13 protein-coding genes are annotated in these 17,534 nt (G+C 52.6%); 5 read left to right on the forward strand and 8 right to left on the reverse strand.

What is annotated here, in order from left to right; genetic code table 11:
* The first annotated feature begins 210 nt into the window (after nt 1-210).
* A complete protein-coding gene (locus BLW29_RS21275) occupies nt 211-1,308 on the forward strand; it encodes an undecaprenyldiphospho-muramoylpentapeptide beta-N-acetylglucosaminyltransferase (RefSeq protein ID WP_090983313.1) in 1,098 nt (365 codons plus the stop codon).
* 59 nt (nt 1,309-1,367) lie between these two features.
* On the opposite strand, the gene BLW29_RS21280 is transcribed toward BLW29_RS21275, so the two are convergent.
* Both BLW29_RS21280 and BLW29_RS21285 read right to left on the reverse strand, forming a co-directional pair.
* Nucleotides 1,368-1,751, reverse strand: a complete 384-nt coding sequence (locus BLW29_RS21280) for a hypothetical protein (protein WP_090983315.1) — start codon at nt 1,749-1,751, stop codon at nt 1,368-1,370.
* An 80-nt stretch (nt 1,752-1,831) separates the two neighbouring features.
* Nucleotides 1,832-3,172, reverse strand: a complete 1,341-nt coding sequence (locus BLW29_RS21285) for an MFS transporter (RefSeq protein WP_090983317.1) — start codon at nt 3,170-3,172, stop codon at nt 1,832-1,834.
* Between the two features lie 406 nt (nt 3,173-3,578).
* Between BLW29_RS21285 and BLW29_RS21290 the strand changes: the two genes are divergently transcribed.
* Entirely contained in the window at nt 3,579-4,469 is an 891-nt protein-coding gene (locus tag BLW29_RS21290; RefSeq protein ID WP_090983319.1) for a helix-turn-helix transcriptional regulator, read from the forward strand.
* A gap of 65 nt (nt 4,470-4,534) precedes the next feature.
* Nucleotides 4,535-5,968, forward strand: a complete 1,434-nt coding sequence (locus BLW29_RS21295) for an ADP-ribosylglycohydrolase family protein (RefSeq protein ID WP_090983320.1) — start codon at nt 4,535-4,537, stop codon at nt 5,966-5,968.
* Between the two features lie 1,561 nt (nt 5,969-7,529).
* Here BLW29_RS21295 and BLW29_RS21305 read toward each other — a convergent pair.
* Both BLW29_RS21305 and BLW29_RS21310 read right to left on the reverse strand, forming a co-directional pair.
* Complete coding sequence (locus BLW29_RS21305) at nt 7,530-8,036, reverse strand: hypothetical protein (protein WP_090983322.1); 507 nt, start codon at nt 8,034-8,036, stop codon at nt 7,530-7,532.
* 89 nt (nt 8,037-8,125) lie between these two features.
* The gene (locus BLW29_RS21310) at nt 8,126-9,202 is read right to left on the reverse strand and encodes a CobW family GTP-binding protein (RefSeq protein WP_090983324.1); all 1,077 of its coding nucleotides are present in this window, start codon (nt 9,200-9,202) and stop codon (nt 8,126-8,128) included.
* Between the two features lie 247 nt (nt 9,203-9,449).
* On the opposite strand from BLW29_RS21310, the gene BLW29_RS21315 reads away from it, so the two are divergent.
* On the forward strand, nt 9,450-10,544 hold the full coding sequence (locus BLW29_RS21315) for a CobW family GTP-binding protein (RefSeq protein ID WP_090983326.1): 1,095 nt from the start codon (nt 9,450-9,452) through the stop codon (nt 10,542-10,544).
* 71 nt (nt 10,545-10,615) lie between these two features.
* Here BLW29_RS21315 and BLW29_RS21320 read toward each other — a convergent pair whose 3' ends face one another.
* Nucleotides 10,616-11,446, reverse strand: a complete 831-nt coding sequence (locus BLW29_RS21320; protein WP_090983328.1) for a phytanoyl-CoA dioxygenase family protein — start codon at nt 11,444-11,446, stop codon at nt 10,616-10,618.
* A 45-nt stretch (nt 11,447-11,491) separates the two neighbouring features.
* Nucleotides 11,492-12,901, reverse strand: a complete 1,410-nt coding sequence (uxaC, locus tag BLW29_RS21325; protein WP_090983330.1) for a glucuronate isomerase — start codon at nt 12,899-12,901, stop codon at nt 11,492-11,494.
* A gap of 158 nt (nt 12,902-13,059) precedes the next feature.
* Between uxaC and BLW29_RS21330 the strand changes: the two genes are divergently transcribed.
* The gene (locus tag BLW29_RS21330) at nt 13,060-13,923 is read left to right on the forward strand and encodes a helix-turn-helix transcriptional regulator (RefSeq protein WP_090983332.1); all 864 of its coding nucleotides are present in this window, start codon (nt 13,060-13,062) and stop codon (nt 13,921-13,923) included.
* Between the two features lie 99 nt (nt 13,924-14,022).
* Here the strand turns inward: BLW29_RS21330 and BLW29_RS21335 are convergent, their stop codons facing one another.
* Nucleotides 14,023-15,648, reverse strand: a complete 1,626-nt coding sequence (locus BLW29_RS21335) for a response regulator transcription factor (RefSeq protein WP_177186741.1) — start codon at nt 15,646-15,648, stop codon at nt 14,023-14,025.
* Nucleotides 15,641-17,422 (reverse strand): sensor histidine kinase, encoded by a 1,782-nt coding sequence (locus BLW29_RS21340; protein WP_090983336.1) that lies wholly within the window; start codon nt 17,420-17,422, stop codon nt 15,641-15,643. The genes BLW29_RS21335 and BLW29_RS21340 overlap by 8 nt, the downstream gene beginning before the upstream one ends.
* Nucleotides 17,423-17,534: the final 112 nt, after the last annotated feature.

Consider the following 17,534-nt stretch of genomic DNA (forward strand, 5'->3'; position numbering starts at 1 on the left):
GATGATAAAGATTTCTTCACTACATTGCATGATAATGAAAATCATTTTCAAAGTCAAGCCATAGCGAGGGATTTCCTTGTCATGTTCGCCCTGTATACGCGCATAGTGTTCTAAGATATAGAAAGTGGTTCAGTAACGTCCTTCACTATCTCCCGACTTATTGAAACTTGTGGTACGCTTGTCATAATGATGTTATCAAGGAGTGCCCTCATGCCAAATCAAACCCTTTCCCCGCCACGGGAAACGAAGCCGCGCCATATTCTGTTTACCGGCGGCGGCTCAGCGGGACATGTGACCGTCAATACGGCACTAATCCCCACACTGCTCGAACGGGGCTGGAAGGTCTCGTATATCGGCTCGAAGAACGGGATTGAGAAGCAGCTCGTGAGCCGACTCTCTGGCATCGATTATTACGGCATCTCGACAGGTAAGCTGCGCCGTTACATCGATTTGGAAAATATGAAAGATCCCTTCCGTGTCGTCAAAGGCGTCTTCCAAGCCTTCCGCCTCATTAGAGCACTGAAGCCTGACATGCTCTTCTCCAAAGGCGGCTTCGTCTCCGTTCCGGTCGTCATCGGCGCTTGGCTGAACCGGGTGCCGGTCATCATCCATGAATCGGATTTGACCCCCGGCCTTGCTAATCGGATCGCAGGACCATTCGCTAAGCGAATCTGCATTACCTTCGCGGAGACCGCCCAGCATATTAAAGGCGACAAAGCCGTTCATGTCGGACCGATCATCCGCAGTGAGCTGCGCAAGGGAAGCGCGTGGAAAGGCATCAAATGGTGCAAATTCACCCCGGGCAAGCCTGTCCTTCTCATTATGGGCGGAAGCCTCGGCTCCCAGCGCATCAACGAAGCCATCCGGCATAATGTCGCCGAGCTGACGCGCACGTACCAAATCATTCATATATGCGGCAAAGGGGAGCTCGATGCAAGCTGCGACGGCATTCCCGGCTACCGGCAATATGAATATATCCATGATGAGCTGGCTGATGCGCTCGCTTGTACGGAACTGGTCATATCACGGGCCGGCTCGAATTCGATCTTCGAGTTTCTCGCACTCGGCAAGCCGATGCTGCTCATCCCGCTTTCGAAGGATGCGAGCCGCGGCGATCAGATTCTGAATGCCGAATCGTTCCGGCAATCCGGTTATTGCGAGGTGCTGCAGGAGGAAGAGCTGACCGATGAAGCCTTCTTATCGCGCCTTGCCAGGCTGTACAGCAATCGGGATGCGATCAAAGAGCGTATGCGGCGGCATGGGCAGGATGATGCCGTCAGCCGATTAATCGCACTTCTTATCGAATAAGGTGAATCGAAAAATGGCTCGTTCGCAGTTTTCTGCAAACGAGCCATCTTCATGTGTAGTTACAGCTTAATTGGGCTGAGACTGGTAATGAAAGCAAGGTCGGCTTGCGTGTAACGCTGGTCTTCGACCAAGTTTCCATATTCGTCGAGTCCGGTTACGGACATCAGCGCATTCGGCACCCCTGCTTCTACAGTCACCGACAATTGCACTTCATACGTGACATTCCCTGCAATATAAAATTCCCGTACGTCGTACGAATCTTCAAGTACTTCGTACATGGAGTAATACGCCGTATAGAAGTCACTGGAATCGACAGAAGCGAATACTTGTACAGTAATCCAAACGGAATCATCAGTGTCCAGATTTCTCGTGTTCACGACGATATTGGTCGCCGCAGTTCCGGAAGCTCTGGTGTTGGTAACTACGCCCGTTGAATAAGCCATAATCACATCAACTCCTTTCAAGTAGACATGCTGTATTATATGACAAGCTGTCTACAATGACTGGGGGTTTATGTAATTATCTATGAACCCTTCTTCCTCGCGTTCAGGCTTACCATCATCTCCGCGTATCGATGTTCAGTTAGTTGATAGAACGAGATACATAGAACACAAAGCAGCAAGCCGATTGCCGGTAAGATGGACATCATCACATGAATACCTGTCAGCACGGTATCGGTTTGGTCTTGATCAGCCACATAGCCGGACAGCGAAAGTCCGTATCCCGCTATCGCGCCTGCGATTGCAGAGCAAAGCTTCGCATTGAACGTTCCGACGGAGGTCACAATGCTCTCGGAGCGTTTCCCCGTCTTCCACTCTGCATATTCAATGGTATCCGCCTGCATCGATGTAATCAGGACTAGAATGAAGCCGAGTCCGAACATGCTGATCGCATTGACAGTGAACAAGGCGGCTGTATTCTCCGGTTGGATGAAGAAGAGTACCAGATTCGCCACGATTCCAATCATACCGCCGATAATGAAGGTCGTTTTCTTCCCTCTCTTCGCCGCTATCTTCGGCGTGATGCCCATTGCCACGAGCATCAGAAGCATCGCGCTTAACAGAAACAGCGGAAGCTTGTCTTCGTCACCAGCATTATATTTCATAAAATAAATCGCCATCGTATTCTTCAGCACGAGCGGCGTTGTGGCGAAGAAGCTGGCAAGCGTCACAATTAGCAGCGGTTTATTCCGAATGACGACGTTTACGCTGGCTTTGAGCGACTCATGCTCTGCTCTTGTTCCAACTAATCGCTCATGTGTGTTTCGGAACATCAGCATGATAAGCAAGACACAGATGAGTGCAAATATAATCGCCGTCCACAAGTAACCGTTTGCATCATCGTTACCGCCAAGCGCCTTCACAAGCGGACTGACTGCACCGCTGGCAATGATAATGCCGACTGCACCGAGGATTTTGGGAAAGGCAATGATTTTAGTACGTTCTGCCGGATCATTCGTGAGCGTTGGTGCAATGGACCAATACGGTACGTCGAATAGGGAATATGCCGTGTTCCAGAGCATGTACGTGACATAGATGTAGGCAATTTTCATTGGCATGCTAAAGTCAGGGGCGTAGAAGCACATTACGGTTAGCAAAGCGACAATGACGCCGCCAATCAGCACAAACGGTTTGAATTTGCCCCATCTCGTATTGACGCGGTCGATAAACACAGCCACCACCGGGTCAAGCACAGCATCCCATATCCGTGCAATCAGAAACAACGTGCCGACAATCGCAGCATTAATGCCGAACTCATCTGTGTAGAAAACCATCAGGAAGGTAGTTACGAGACCATAAATCAGGTTTTGCCCAAGTGCGCCTAATCCATAAGACCATTTTTCCTTTGCGCTTAATGCCTTCATCCCACTGTCTCCTTCGGTTCATCTTTCATTGCTGCTTGCTTGAAGTCCTAGTACTACTCGCCTATCAGTGTAATTTGGTTGACCGATTGTTGCAAGATGATATGCTTGAACTCTATGATCGTGAAACTAAAAAAGATGCCTTTCGCTCCGGGAAACACCCGTGCGATTGACATCTTTCTAGTGCAGCAGCTGCTTTACGCCCATAATGATGGCCGCCCAAAGCGCCAGGGATACGACAATTGCTGCAAGATAACTCCATTTGAAGCGCATCTGATGCATGTTCCACCTCTTATCTATCCCAATAGTATCGTCAAAACCGATTCTGCACAATCGGTTTGTCCCTAAAAAGAGAGTCTTTTGGGCTATCCCGCTATCATCGCTTTGTGATAAGGAGGAAATTCCGTCTATGAAGCTTACGATTACGTATGAGCATGAAATTCCGATTAACGCCTTCTATTGGACACCTAAAGCCTATCGACAGCCCCTGCATGCGCATACAAGTTTAGAAATGGGATTATGTTTGTCGGGGACGGGGACGTTTTATTTTGGCAATAAACAATATCATGTCCGGGAAGGCGACTTCTTCCTTGTTAATAATGAGGAGCTGCATATCGCGCAGTCCGATCCGCTTCATCCCAGTCACTATCTGTTTCTGAATTTCGACAGCGACCTGCTCATGAAGGAAGATCCCAGCTTGCTGCTTCCCTTCTCTTACCATTCGGAGCATTTCAGCAATCTCATTGCCGCCGATACCCCGCTTGCTGCGGCCATCGCGCCATGGATGACCGCCATTGAACGGGAGCTGCGCGAGAGAAAGCCGGGCTATATCGCGCTGGCCAAGAGTGCGCTCATCCAGCTGTGCGGCCTGCTCTTGCGGCATTACCACAGCGGACTTACCGCCTCGCAGCAGCGAATGATGGTGCAATCGGTCAATCAGACCAAGGCATTAGCCTCACTGGTGGAGCAGCGCTACCGCGAATCGATCAGTCTCCAAGATATCGCGCAGGAGCTCGGCATCAGCGTCTCTCGGGCGAGTCGTGTGTTTCATGAGACTACAGGCCGACGGTTCGCCGACTATGTGGCTATGCTTCGGGTCCAAGAAGCGAAGCGGCTGCTGGCCGGAACCGACAAGCAAGTGGCTCATATCGGGTTCGAATGCGGCTTCCAAAGCCTAGCTACCTTTTACCGTGTATTCAAGGAGTCGACAGGCATTTCACCGGTTCATTTTCGCCAAACCCTCGGGCTTGCACCGGATGCAGCTCCCGCAAAAAATGAGAGTTTCCCGCCTGTACCATGAGAAGATGCATCAACTGTTGTCCGCTACAATAGATATATACGTTAGAGAGGACAGGTGAATGCGATATGGCAGGTTGGGCTCCCTTATTTTCACTGATTCAAGAAGAGATCAAGCAGCGCGGCGAAGAAGGCTGTGATGTGACCGGGTTTGCAGAGAAGCTGGAGGCGGTTAAAGCGGAGGCGGCAGCTGCGGCTAAAGCTAACGGCTATAACGAGTCCGCGCTGATGGATATCTACAATGAATTGATGGCACTTCCGATTGGAGCGGATTTCCCTTATTCGGAGCCTTCCGATCTGGAAACGATCCGTGCCGAAAGCCCGGCAGGACCGGCAATTGCAGCGCCTTCACTAACCGATGGCGAGTGGCTCGATAAGTTTAACGGCGCATGGCTCGGTCGTTCCGTGGGCTGCGCGCTCGGCAAGCCGCTCGAGGCAGGTCCGTACATGAACGGTTCCGGCGGCAGACCCGGCTGGGAGAATGTGAAGCTGTGGTTTGAAGGCGCGGATGCCTGGCCGATTCAAGGGTATACGCCTGTCGAGTCCGCCAGTGTAGCGGACTACCCGGACCTGCATATCGCCATGTGGTGCAAAGCGAGCACGCGCGAGCATATCGCATACATGGAAACGGATGACGATATCCGCTACACCGTGCTCGGCCTTCATATGTTGGAGGAACGCGGAACGGACTTCGACTCGTGGGATATCGGCAAAATGTGGCACCGCAAGCTCAGCTATGCCCAGGTCTGCACGGCGGAAACGCAGGCTTATCTGAACTATGCCCAAGTAACCTCGCATATGGGCGATTCCAGCCCGGAAGATCGGCTTGCCTCTAAGGATTGGGTGCGCACCTATCTGAATCCGTACCGGGAATGGATCGGCGCGCAAATCCGCGTTGACGGGTACGCATACGGCGCTGCCGGTAATCCTGAGCTGGCAGCGGAGCTCGCTTGGAAGGATTCCTCGTTCTCCCATGTGAAGAACGGCATCTATGGCGCGATGTTCTGCTCGGCTATGATTGCCGCTGCTTTCGTAGAGACTGACGTGCGCCGCATCGTAGAGATTGGGCTCAGCGTTATCCCTTCGGGAAGCAGACTCGCGCACGATGTTCGATTCGCCATCGAGATCGCCAATTCGACGACGGATCAAGTTGAACTGGTCAGCCGCATCTGGGAAGCGTTCAAGCATTACGATGCCGTGCATACGAACAATAATGCGGCGCTCTGTGCGGCAGCTTTGATCTACTCCGGCGGCGACTTCGAGAAAGGCATTACGACGGCCGTGCTCGGCGGCTGGGATACGGATTGCAACGGAGCGACTGTCGGCTCCATCCTCGGCGCGATGCTCGGGGCCGGCGCACTGCCTGCTTCTTGGACGACACCGCTGAACGACAAGCTGTACGCGGAAGTAACCGGCTTCCATCCGATCGCCATTTCGGATTGCGCTCGGAGAAGCTTCGAGGTGTTCCGCAAGATACAGGCACAGACTTCGGTTATAGCGTAATGGAAAGGAGCTAAGCGGCTGGGATGCGCTTAGCTCCTTTGTTTTGGGGAGGGCCAGGAGGCTGGGGGAAGAGGCGCAGGGTGCTGGCTCTCGGCATGGCTTCGCCTGCGGGAGCTCGTCCTGAGCGAAAGTGTTTCATTTGCATTTCATGCAAATTCGCTCTGTCTGGCCGCCTGCTGGAGCTCATCCTTGATCGCTTACCTGGCTTGGCCGCCTTTGGGAGCTCGTACTTGATTGCTTACCTGGCTTGGCCACCTGCTGGAGTTCATACTTGACCGCTTACCTGGCTTGGCCGCCTATGGGAGCTCGTCCTAAGCGGAAATGTTGCATTTCATGCAACATAAATGGCGTTCTGCTTATGCAATGGGCAATTTGTTGCAGATTCTGCAACATTACCTCCACTATATGCCCCTTTAGTGCTCCGAACTTTAAAAATGTTGCAGAATCTGCAACATAAATGGGTTTCACCCATCGTAACGTCCGATTTGTTGCATGTTCTGCAACATTTCCACCTCAGCACACTGAGTAAACCTATCTGCGCAAACAAATTGGATCATATTAATCGCATATATTTCGCGGGAAGCTCTAACGGATCGTACAAGGCTAATTTAGTCGTATTCGGGTATATGCGAGCTGATTACGGGAGGGGGGAAACTGGGTTAGTATGTTTGCGGAGCGTGCGACTTTGGAACTCTCAGCATATTTTCGGCGTGGTTTCGGTGGTGAGAGTTTGTTTTCTGCTCTCTCACCATCATCGTGAGGGAGGAATCAAGTTAGTCTGTATACTGAGCGTGTGACTTTGGAACTCTCAACTTCATTTCGGCGTGGTGTCTGATAAACCGAAAGTCGGCGGAAACGAGTAAAGAGTAGCTCCCACTACCACACATCCACCGAAATGCAGCAGAAACGAGTAATGAGTAGCTCCCACTACCACACATCCGCCGAAATCCAGTGGGAACGAGTAATGAGTAGCTCCCAGAGCCACACCTCTGCCTAAATGCAGCAAAAACAAGTAATGAGTAGCTCCCACTACCACACATTCGCCTAAATGCAGCAGAAACGCGTAATGAGTAGCTCCCAGGACCACACATCCACCGAAATGCAGCAGAAACGAGTAATGAGTAGCTCCCAGGACCACACATCCTCGGTTTAGGTGGTGAGAGTTTGTTTGTCGCACTCTCAGCATTCGACTGGAGGGAATCGAATTAGACTGCCTGCTGAGAGAGCGGCTTTGGAACTCTCAGCTCCATTATGGCGTGGTTTAAATGGTGAGAGTTCGTTTGACGCATTCTCAGCATCCATCTCGGAGGGAATCGGGTTAGTTTGTTTGCTGAGCGTGCGACTTTGGAACTCTCAGCTTCATTTCAGCGTGTTTTCTAGTGCTGAGCGTACGTTTGTCGCACTCTCAATATTCATCGCGTGGGATCGATGGGTTGGCCTTGTCCTGGCTCGGGCGCATACGAAGCGTATCCTAGCGATACCAGCCACATTAGCAAAACAAGGGCAGCCTTGAAAGTCGCTTTTGCAACTTTCTGAGACTGCCCTTGTTGTTTGCGGTTTATTATGAAGCAGAATAAGACTTGGACTTCTGGCCCTTCTCATCCTTCTTCATGCCATGCTCCTTGCAGGCTGCGTGAAGTTCTTCGCGAAGCTGCTCGGCTGTTTTCCCTTCCGTCTTGATACCCAGACGTGCCGCTTTCTCTTGCAGACGTGCCAATCGCTCCGCTTTCTTCTCTGCCTTGAATTTCTCCCACTTCGTAGGACTCTTCTTAATGGCAGCTTTCAGCTCTTCTTGCAATTGCTCTGCGGTTTTCCCTTCGGTTGAGATCCCGAAGTAAACAGCCGCTTTCTGCAGATGTTCCAGCTTCCGAGCCTCGCGGTGTTCACGGCCTTTGCCGTGATCGCCATGTTTCCAGTGCTCTTGCTTCTGTTCATGCTGCGCCTGCAGCTGGTCGGAGGATGGAATCGCAATTTCAGCACTATTCGCGTATACCGTTCCTGCTGTTAGAATGAGCGCGGCAGCTGTGCCGAGGATGGCCAGCCGCGTACGCAACCGATTTGTTGTCATGTACATCAGCTCCCTTTCGCGGGCTATAAAACTGCCCATTCTGCGATAGTATCCCCGACATACCCCAAAATATTCCAAACTCACTAATCTTAATGAGCCTCTGTAAGCTCTGCCAATTCCCGCTCCAAGACATCCTTGGCAAAATGCTCCCCGATGAACACCGCAACGTCATTCACAGTTCCCTGCGGCGTGATCCGAATAAATTCCACCTCGCGATAGGCGTATTGGAAGAGGAATCGACTGTTCGTATCGCTGAATGTGACGATGCCTTTGGCTCGATATACTTCCTTCGGCAGTCTGTTAATGAGTGCTTCGAAGGCATGACTGTCAACGGGACCTGACAAATAATGCGTCAGCGTCATAACATGCGCATGCGAATTATAAGGCTCGTCAGTGTGGTTGTGGTCATGGTCATGATCGTGATCGTGATCGTGGTCATGGTCATGATCGTGGTCGTGGTCATGATCATGTTCGTGATCATGGTCATGCTGGCAGTTAGCGCCGCAGACATGATTGCCGTTCTGCGCCGGCTGTGCTGCGCCGGCCTCCGGTTTCGTTTTGGCCGCGGCTGCTTGATCGAACATCCCCAAATCGACGACGCAGCGAACCGTCACCGTGAGCGGAGCATACGCATTCAGCTCGCGTACCAGCTGCTGGACCTCTACGAGCTCCTCCGGTGCAAGCTTGTCGGCTTTGTTGACGATCAGATCCGTCGCGCAGCGAATTTGATCCTGCATGAGCTTGAAGGTTTTGCCGCCCCGGCGGCTGCGAACGAGCAGCTCCGGTCCGTCGACGACCGTTGCGATCGTGCGTAGATCGAGGCGCATGAACAAAGCCGCCTCCGTAATCGCATCGATGATCTCCATCGGATTGGCAGCGCCCGTCGACTCAATCAACACAACATCAGGCTGATGCTCCTCGATCAACTCTTTCAGCTCGATGCTCAGATCGCCGCGAATGGTGCAGCAGATGCAGCCGCTTAGCATTTCGGCCATAGGTACATCCTGATCGACGAATTGACCATCTAAGTTGACGTCGCCGAGCTCATTCATGATGATCGCGACCTTCACATCTTGTGCTTTATAGTAATCTACCACATGGTTTAGAAGGGTTGTTTTGCCGCTGCCCAGGAAGCCTGACAGCAGATGGATTGGAATGGCATTCATAGTTCGTGTTCGTCCTCTCGTTAATGTTCTGGGGACAAATCGCTTGCGTGCTGATTGGTCTCCGAACGAAGTTGGCTAAATTATACCGTTATTTCGATGAATTTAACAGCTTGCTCGGGTGAGTTCGCTCTCTGTCGCCCCTACTGCTGCGCGCGTTGGAGATTCTGCCCCAAGAGGTTTTATTTTGGCCGGATGCCGCATATCCTTCTTTGAATGTGGACCTTGGAGGGAGTGTGAGCGCTCGAACATGGAACAATCAGCAATCCCGGTAATCGTATTAAGCGGCTTTCTGGGCAGCGGAAAAACAACACTGCTTCTGAGGCTGCTGCAGCATGCCAAGGCTACCGGTTTACGCGCATCTGTACTGATGAATGAAATCGGAGCCGTTGACGTGGATGGAACGATGGTGAGCAGTGCATCCGCCACTCAGATGCTGGAGCGGATTACGGAAGGCTGCCTGTGTTGCAGCAAGAAGAGCGAGCTAGCCTCTTGCTTGGAGCGGCTTGCGCTGATGCAGCCGGATGTGATCGTGATGGAGCTAACCGGTGTGGCGAACCCGGAGGAAATTGCCGAGGCGTTAACGGAGCCGACGATTATCGGCAAGGTGCAGCTGCACCGGATCGTAACGGTGCTGGATGCCGAGCATGCGCTCGACTATAACAGCATCTTCTCCTCTGACCGCGAGCTGATTCGTACGCTGCGCAAGCAGATTGAGGCGGCGGACTTGATCATCGCCAATAAATTCGACCTCATATCCAATCGAACCGCGGATAAAGTGAAGCAGCTCATTCGCGATCGCAACCAGGCGGCCGAAGTCATCACGGCAACACGCTGCGAGATCGATTCCGCGCTTGTATTCGCGGGAATCTCTCCTTCACCCGCGCGGAGGCAGCCTGTCATCTCCGGCACGCGGACGGCTTTTGCAATCGGCGGCCGCGTGCTGCCGGAGAAGCTGCCGGGCAGCGGAGGCGGCGCCGGCAAGTCGCAGGCGGCCGTTAACAAGCAAGCCGCGGCCACACAGCAAGGCGCCACCGCAACCCAAGCGCCGAGCTCGTATTCGCGCATTCGAACGGCAGCGATTTATCCCGGCGCAAATGCAGCCGGACTCTCGCGGCGTCAGTTCGAAGCCTTTATTAGCGGGCGCGGCAACAATTGCCTGCGTGCCAAAGGATATTTGCCTTACGGCAAGGATGGCAGCCTCATGCTGTTCCAGTTGGCGGGCAAACGACTGGAATGGTCGATGAGCAGCTATGAAGGGAAGCCGTATTTTGTCATGATCGGCATCGAACTCGATGAGAGCAAGATCAAGCAGGAGTGGGCACGGTTCACTACCCGCAAATAAATAAAGGGATATCTCACCTGCCGTCACCACGAACGGCCTGGATGAGATATCCCTTTTTTTCAAAACAAAGGCTAACAGTCCGCCCCCGTCATCTCGCTCGTAAACATACGCTTATACTCTCTGGGGTTGATCTTCTCAGCGGTATCCGGCGCATAATGAAACTGCAGCGCGCGGCGGCGCTTCTGTGAGAAATTGTATGCGGTGCCGTGCATGAGCAGTCCATGGAAGAACAGCGCACTGCCCGGCGCGAGCGGAACAGCGACATTGCGCTCGACAGGCACAACCGTATCGCATAGCTGCCAATCCCGCTCCGCATAATGCGGAATGCCGCCGTTCATATGCGAACGGGGGATAATTTGCATGCAGCCGTTATCGAGCCCCGCTTCGTCAAGCGCAATCCAAACGCCAATCACAGGCCGATCATAAGCCAGGTTGCCGTAGGCCATATCTTGATGCCACGGCTTCTCTCCCCCGCCCTTGGGCGGTTTAAGCAATGCAATATCCTGCACCAGCTTCGGCTTCGCGCCGAGCAACTTCTCCACGACGGCCAATATGTCCGGATGATAGGCGATTGCTCGCAACCGATCGTCGACCTCCACAAACTCATACAATTTGCGGACGGCGAGCTCACGCTCTTCATCGCTGTGCAGTTCGCTCCTCGGCTTCACGAACTGCACCTTTACGGCTGTCCCATCATCGGCAATATGCGCCATAATTGCTTCAGTCGCACGCCAAATTTCGTCGCCGGACAACACATCCAGTACCGCAGCGTATCCCTGCTGCCGATAGAACTGAACCAGCTCCTCCTCAACATCGGTAACGCGGTGAACAGCCTGATGAATCTCGCCGTGCGGATACAACTTTCTGTTGATCTCATCGGGTGATGTCAGTTTGCCCTCCATGGTATCCCTCCTGAATGGTCTTCTACCTTCTCAACTTACCGAAAGCTAGAAACGGAAATACCCTCTTGCATTCTCGTAGCACACCGACTTCACAAGACCGCCGAGCAGTTCCGCATCCGCAGGAACTTCCCCGTTCTCCGCCCACTCGCCAAGCAAATTGCAGAAGATCCGGCGGAAGTACTCATGCCTCGTATACGAGAGGAAGCTGCGAGAGTCTGTCAGCATGCCGACAAACCGGCTGAGCAGCCCCATATTCGCAAGCGACTTCAGCTGCTCCAGCATGCCGTCCTTCGTATCGTTGAACCACCATGCTGCACCGAGCTGGATTTTGCCAGGAATACCACCGCCTTGGAAGCTGCCGATCAGCGATGCCAGCACGTTGTTATCTGCAGGATTCAAAGAATATACGATCGTACGCGGCAGTTTATCGTGCTCATCCAGCTTGCTCAGCAGCCGGACAAGCGGCACAGCTACCGGACTGTCGTTCATGGAATCAAACCCCGTATCCACGCCAAGCTCGCGAAGGGTTCGCGCATTATTGTTGCGATGTGCGTTCATATGCAGCTGCATCGACCAGCCTAGCTCCGCATAGAGCTCGCCTAAGTAAACCAGCGTATAGGATTTGTACTTCTTCTCCTCTTCAAGCGTTACGCCGCCACCTTGAAGTGCCCGCGCAAAAATCCCCGCCGCCTCCTCGCGCGTCGTCTCCGCCCAAGGTACATAATCTAGCGCATGATCAGACACTCTGCCTCCAACCGAATGGAAGAACTGTACCCGCTCCTTCAGCGCAAGCAGCAGCTCATCATAGCTCTCGATGCTGCTTCTCCCCGAAGCCTCGGCCAGCTTCGCAATATAACCGACGAAAGGAGCACGGTTTATCTCCAGCACCTTATCCGGACGGAATGAAGGTAGCACGCGGAAACCCAAATCTGGCTCCTGTGCCAGCAGCACATGATGCTCCAGCGAATCGATCGGATCATCTGTCGTACAGACCACTTCCACGCCAGCGTCACGGATGAAATCCCGTACGGCATACCCGCCGCCACGCAGCTTGGCATTCGCCTTCTCCCAGATGACCGGCGCGTTCTTCTCATTGATCAGCTCTTCGATGCCGAACAATCGGCGCAGCTCCAAATGCGACCAATGATAGAGCGGGTTGCCAAGCGTCATCGGTACCGTCCGCGCCCAAGCGAGGAAACGGTCATAATCGCTGACCCCTTCGCCGCCGGTAATGTATTTCTCTTCAATGCCGTTAGCGCGCATCGCCCGCCACTTATAATGATCGCCATACAGCCAAACTTCGGTCAGGTTGGTATAGCTTTTATTCTCGTAAATATCCTGCTGACTAAGGTGACAGTGATAATCCAGGATCGGCATGGCTTTCGCATATTCATGATAAAGCCGTTTCGCAGTCTCATTATGTAGTAAAAAATCATCATCCATAAAATTACGCATAGTGGGATGTACCACCTTCCTCTAAAGTCCGTATCTCCATTCAGCATAACGCAATATTTGCCGAATATCGTGACATATTTTGCTCAAAGTGATGGTTTATTCACCTATCTTGCGCTAAAGTAGAGTTATCTTGTTAGTTCAGCCTTAAGGAGGATCGAATGAAGCTCACCGTCGACGAACCGCTCTCATATGGAGATGAGGAAGGCGATTTCTATATTCAGCATGTGCATCGAACGAAGCCGTTTGGACGCAACAATCATTTCCACCCCACCTATGAAATCTATTATTTGGTATCGGGGCAGCGCGTGCATTTCATCGAGGACCGCTCCTATTCGATTACGTCCGGCGACTTAGTGCTGGTGAATAAACAGGTCGTCCACAACTCCTCTGAGCATGGACCTCCGGAGCATGAACGAATCGTCATCAATTTCAGCGATGCTTTCCTCGGAACGGAGCATCCCCTCTATGACCCGCTGCTGCTGCAACCATTCGGGCATAACGCGCTGCTGCTGCACCTTACGCCGCAAGAGCAAGTATTCGTCCGTCAGCTGCTAGGCAAAATGATCACCGAATCCTCCGAGCAGCGTCCCGGCTTTGAATCCTATCTGCGGCTTCTCCTGACCGAACTTCTTCTGTTCGCGGCAAGGCTTCCCGCACCGGCGGACTCAGACGCTGCGAAAGCCGAGCAGCCGACTGCTCTCCATCAGAAAATTTCCGAGGTTGCCCTGCATATCAACGAGCACTATGACACCAAGCTTGCACTGGCTGATCTCGCCAAACAATTCTACATGAGCCCCTACTATCTCAGCCGAAGCTTCAAGACGGTCACGGGCTTCACCCTAATCGAATACGTTCATCTGACGCGAATTCGCGAGGCTCAGCGCCTGCTCAAGGAGACGGATCTTAAAGTCATCGTCGTCGCGGAGCGGACCGGGTTCGAGAACACGGGACATTTTGACCGCATCTTCAAGAAAATGACCGGATTGACGCCGCTTGCCTACCGCAAAATGAATCCATTATAAGCAAGTAAGCGATGGAAGAACTTCCTCCATCGCTTACTTCCTTGCTCACTTCCTCCATCGCTTACTTCCTTGCTCACTGCCTCCATCGCTCCACTCAAGCTATCCTTTCATCCGATACTCCCCGGCGCTCATCCCGGCATAGCTCTTAAAGCGTTTATAGAACCAGTCCAGTTCGCCATAACCGACAGCCTCGGCGATCTCGTAAACCTTCTTATCCGACTGTCTGAGCAGCTCCTTCGCTTTCTCCATGCGCACCTTCAGCAAATAATCGTTGAACGACTCGTCGGTTCCGGCCTTGAACATTTTGCCCAAATAATTCGGGTTCAAGAAGACCTGCTGTGCGATACTCCGCAAGCTAATATTGGTGTGATACTGCTCCTGAACGAGCTTCTTCACCGTTGTAACCAATGTGTTCGGCTGCAGCTGCTTTATCCCGCATAACCGCGCTCGCACATCCATAGCCTTTCGACTTGCGAGAAGCTGCAGCTCCTCCATCGTCTTGCATTTCATGACCCGTTCGTAGTCGCCAAGCTCATATTCGAAGAGACCGTCAGCACTGGCGCCGAGCTCTCTGACCAGCTGCTGCAATTGGACGAGCAGCTCCAGCACGCTCTTACGAACGACACTTCCCGGTGCTTGCTCCGCCTTGAAGCCTTCCCATAACCGTTCAATGGCTTCCTCCACCTGCTGTTCATCTTGCAAATTGGAAATCGCCTCAAGCACGCCGGACTGCAGCTTGCCTGTACGTTGGACCCCGCTGCCGCAAACGCCGCCCCCTCCTCCGTCCTCGCTCCCGCTCCCACTTCCAACTACATGCTCAACCGCATTTCTGCCCACCAGAATCGAACCGCTGCCCACCAGGAATTTTCCATCTAGCGCTTCCTCCGCGGCGGCAAAGGACCCCGCAAGTTCTCTCCCACTCGCAGCCACGCTCCCGATGCCGATACTGATTGTTTCTTTGGCATTCACGGCTACTGCATCTCTTAGCTGCCCAGCAAACCTAACCAATCCTTCACCATCAGCGCCGTCCTCCTGCCCGATCATAACGATGCCGTACCGTTCCTCGGTGATCTCGAACACTAGCCCCCGACCAACGCACAGCTCCTCCAGGATATTACGCACCGCGTATCGCTTCAATTCCGCATCATGCTCGGTTAGAGCCGGGCTTGGCGAAGAGAGGGAATCCATCTCCACAAGCAGGGTGCGAAGTGGTCCTTCTCCCATTCCGCTGCCGATCATTCGAATCGCATCCTCGTATTCGCTTCGGCTGAGCGGACCATGCGCAAGCTTCCGAAGCACTTGATCGCGAAGTGCAGTTAAACCCAGATGATGCTGCCTTTGTAACGCCCGCTTCTCCGAGATGCTCTGGCCCATCCGCTCCAATATCGCGATTAACTCTTCTTCCTCCACAGGCTTCAATAGGTAGTCGTGAACACCCATCTTAAGTGCTTGCCGTGCATATTCGAAGTCCTCGTACCCGCTAAGAATAATCACCGGGACATCCGTGAATTCCCGCAGCTTGGCAATCAGCTCCAGCCCGTTCATCGTCGGCATGCGAATGTCCGTAAGGACAAGCGAGTAGTGGTTGCGCTGCATAAGCTCAAGCGCCCGTCTGCCGTCCTCTGCCTCCGCGCGGATTTGGAACCCGTAAGCTTCCCAATCAATCACATATTTAAGCGATTCTCTTGCGAGCGGCTCGTCTTCCACGATCAGTACGCTATACATCTGTTCCGCCTCCATTATCCGCCTGCTGCATCGGAATGAATATCGTCACTTTCGTTCCTGCCTCTTGCTCGCTATGCACGGTCAGACCATAGCTGTCCCCATACCTGACCTTCAATCGCCGATTCACGTTGCGAAGACCAATGTGGGAGGTGACTTCCAGTGAATCCTGCTGCAAGCCGGCTTGTATGTCGGTTAAACGCTCCGGCGTCATGCCGAGACCATCGTCTTCCACCGTGATCTGAAGCGTGCCATCCACCAATTCGCCTCTAATCTGAATGCATGATTGCTTAGGACTCAGCTCCACCCCATGCGTAATCGCGTTCTCGACAAGCGGCTGAATGCACAGCTTCGGCAAATTCACATCCAGTGCTTCCGGCGGAATCGCGATGGCAAAGGTGAACTTATCGCCGAAACGATGCTGCTGGATCTGCAGATAGATCGAGATAAACTCCATTTCTTCGCTCAGCGTAATCGTAGGGCCGCCATTACGCAGCATCATCCGGAACGACTTCGCCAGAAGCCCCACGACTTTGGCCGTATCCCGCTCGCCGGCGATTAACAGCTTGCCTCGGATCATATTCAGGACATTGAACAGAAAATGCGGATTGATCTGCGTCTGCAGCGCGTACAGCTCCACTTCCTTCGTCCGCAGCGCCTGCTCCTTCTGATCGATTTCCGACTGATACACCTCTTGGATGAGCTGACCGACCCGCTGCACCATCAGATTGAACATTTGGCCCAGCTGCGCCACCTCATCCTTGCCCCTTACTTCGACGAAACTCTGAAAATTATCCTTATGCACCCGCTTCATCCGAAACGCCAGCTCCGTCAATCGGCTCGTCAAACCTACCGATATCGTGGAAATGAAGAGCGCAGAAACAACAATCGCAATCAGAAACAAGAGAATCGAGAGCGAGCGAAGCTGTTCGATCTTCGGCATCAGCTCGTTTATAGGAATAAAGGTCAGCACCTTCATCCCTCTAACCGAGTTGTGAGATTCAAGCGTCTGGAACATAATCTGATAACCGTTATGCTCATCCTCGTAGCTGAAACTTCCCTCTGTTTCTTCCATGATTTTCGCATAAAAGGGCAGTTCCTTGATCTGCGTAATCCCGCCGGTCTGCGCACTATCGATCAGTACCGTACCGTCTGCGAGCGTAAAAATAAAACGCTTACTTTTACTCTCTACATTAATAAGCTCCGACAACACACGAAGCTGGATCTCGATCGAGACGACATTTGGGGAATCCGGCTCGAAATTATTCATTCGTTTGCGGAAGCTGAACACCGGTTTATGCTCAAGAAGCGGCGTATAGGGTCCGGTCCAGTAGCCGCCGATTCGGTTATGAAACACCTTGCGATACCAATCGCTTTGTCGCGTTTCCTCATCAATCAGAAACACATTCGCGAATAGAAAGGTGGGATTATCGGTATATAAGTTGAGATGAGAGATCGCCTTGGTCGCTTGGACGGCTGAAATAAATGGCTGATAATAGTCAAAATACGTATCGTACGCTTCCTGCTGATCCTTATATCGTTTCTGGAGTTTCTCATTCAGGGAAGAGTTCAAGAACAACGTGTTCGCATTCTCCTCATAGGAGCTCAGCTTATTATCGAAGTTCGCGCTTACTTGAGACAGCGAGAGTTCAGCATTCTCGATGATATGCTCGTAGACCAGATCGCTGCTGCGTTTCATGAGCACATACGTAAGGGAGCCCAGCAGCAGCAATACAACGAGTAAATTGGCTACGATCAGCTTTGTCCGTATTTTCATGTGGCGGCTACCTCGCACCTTTCGTGGCTGTACGTTTTCTCACTCATTCGCTTCCTCTTCGCCTTATTCCTCCCGCTGCCGTACGAAACATACTCCTTGCCCGCAAGTGCTG

The sequence above is a fragment of the Paenibacillus sp. CF384 genome, assembly GCF_900106745.1.
Taxonomy (GTDB): Bacteria; Bacillota; Bacilli; order Paenibacillales; family Paenibacillaceae; genus Paenibacillus_Z.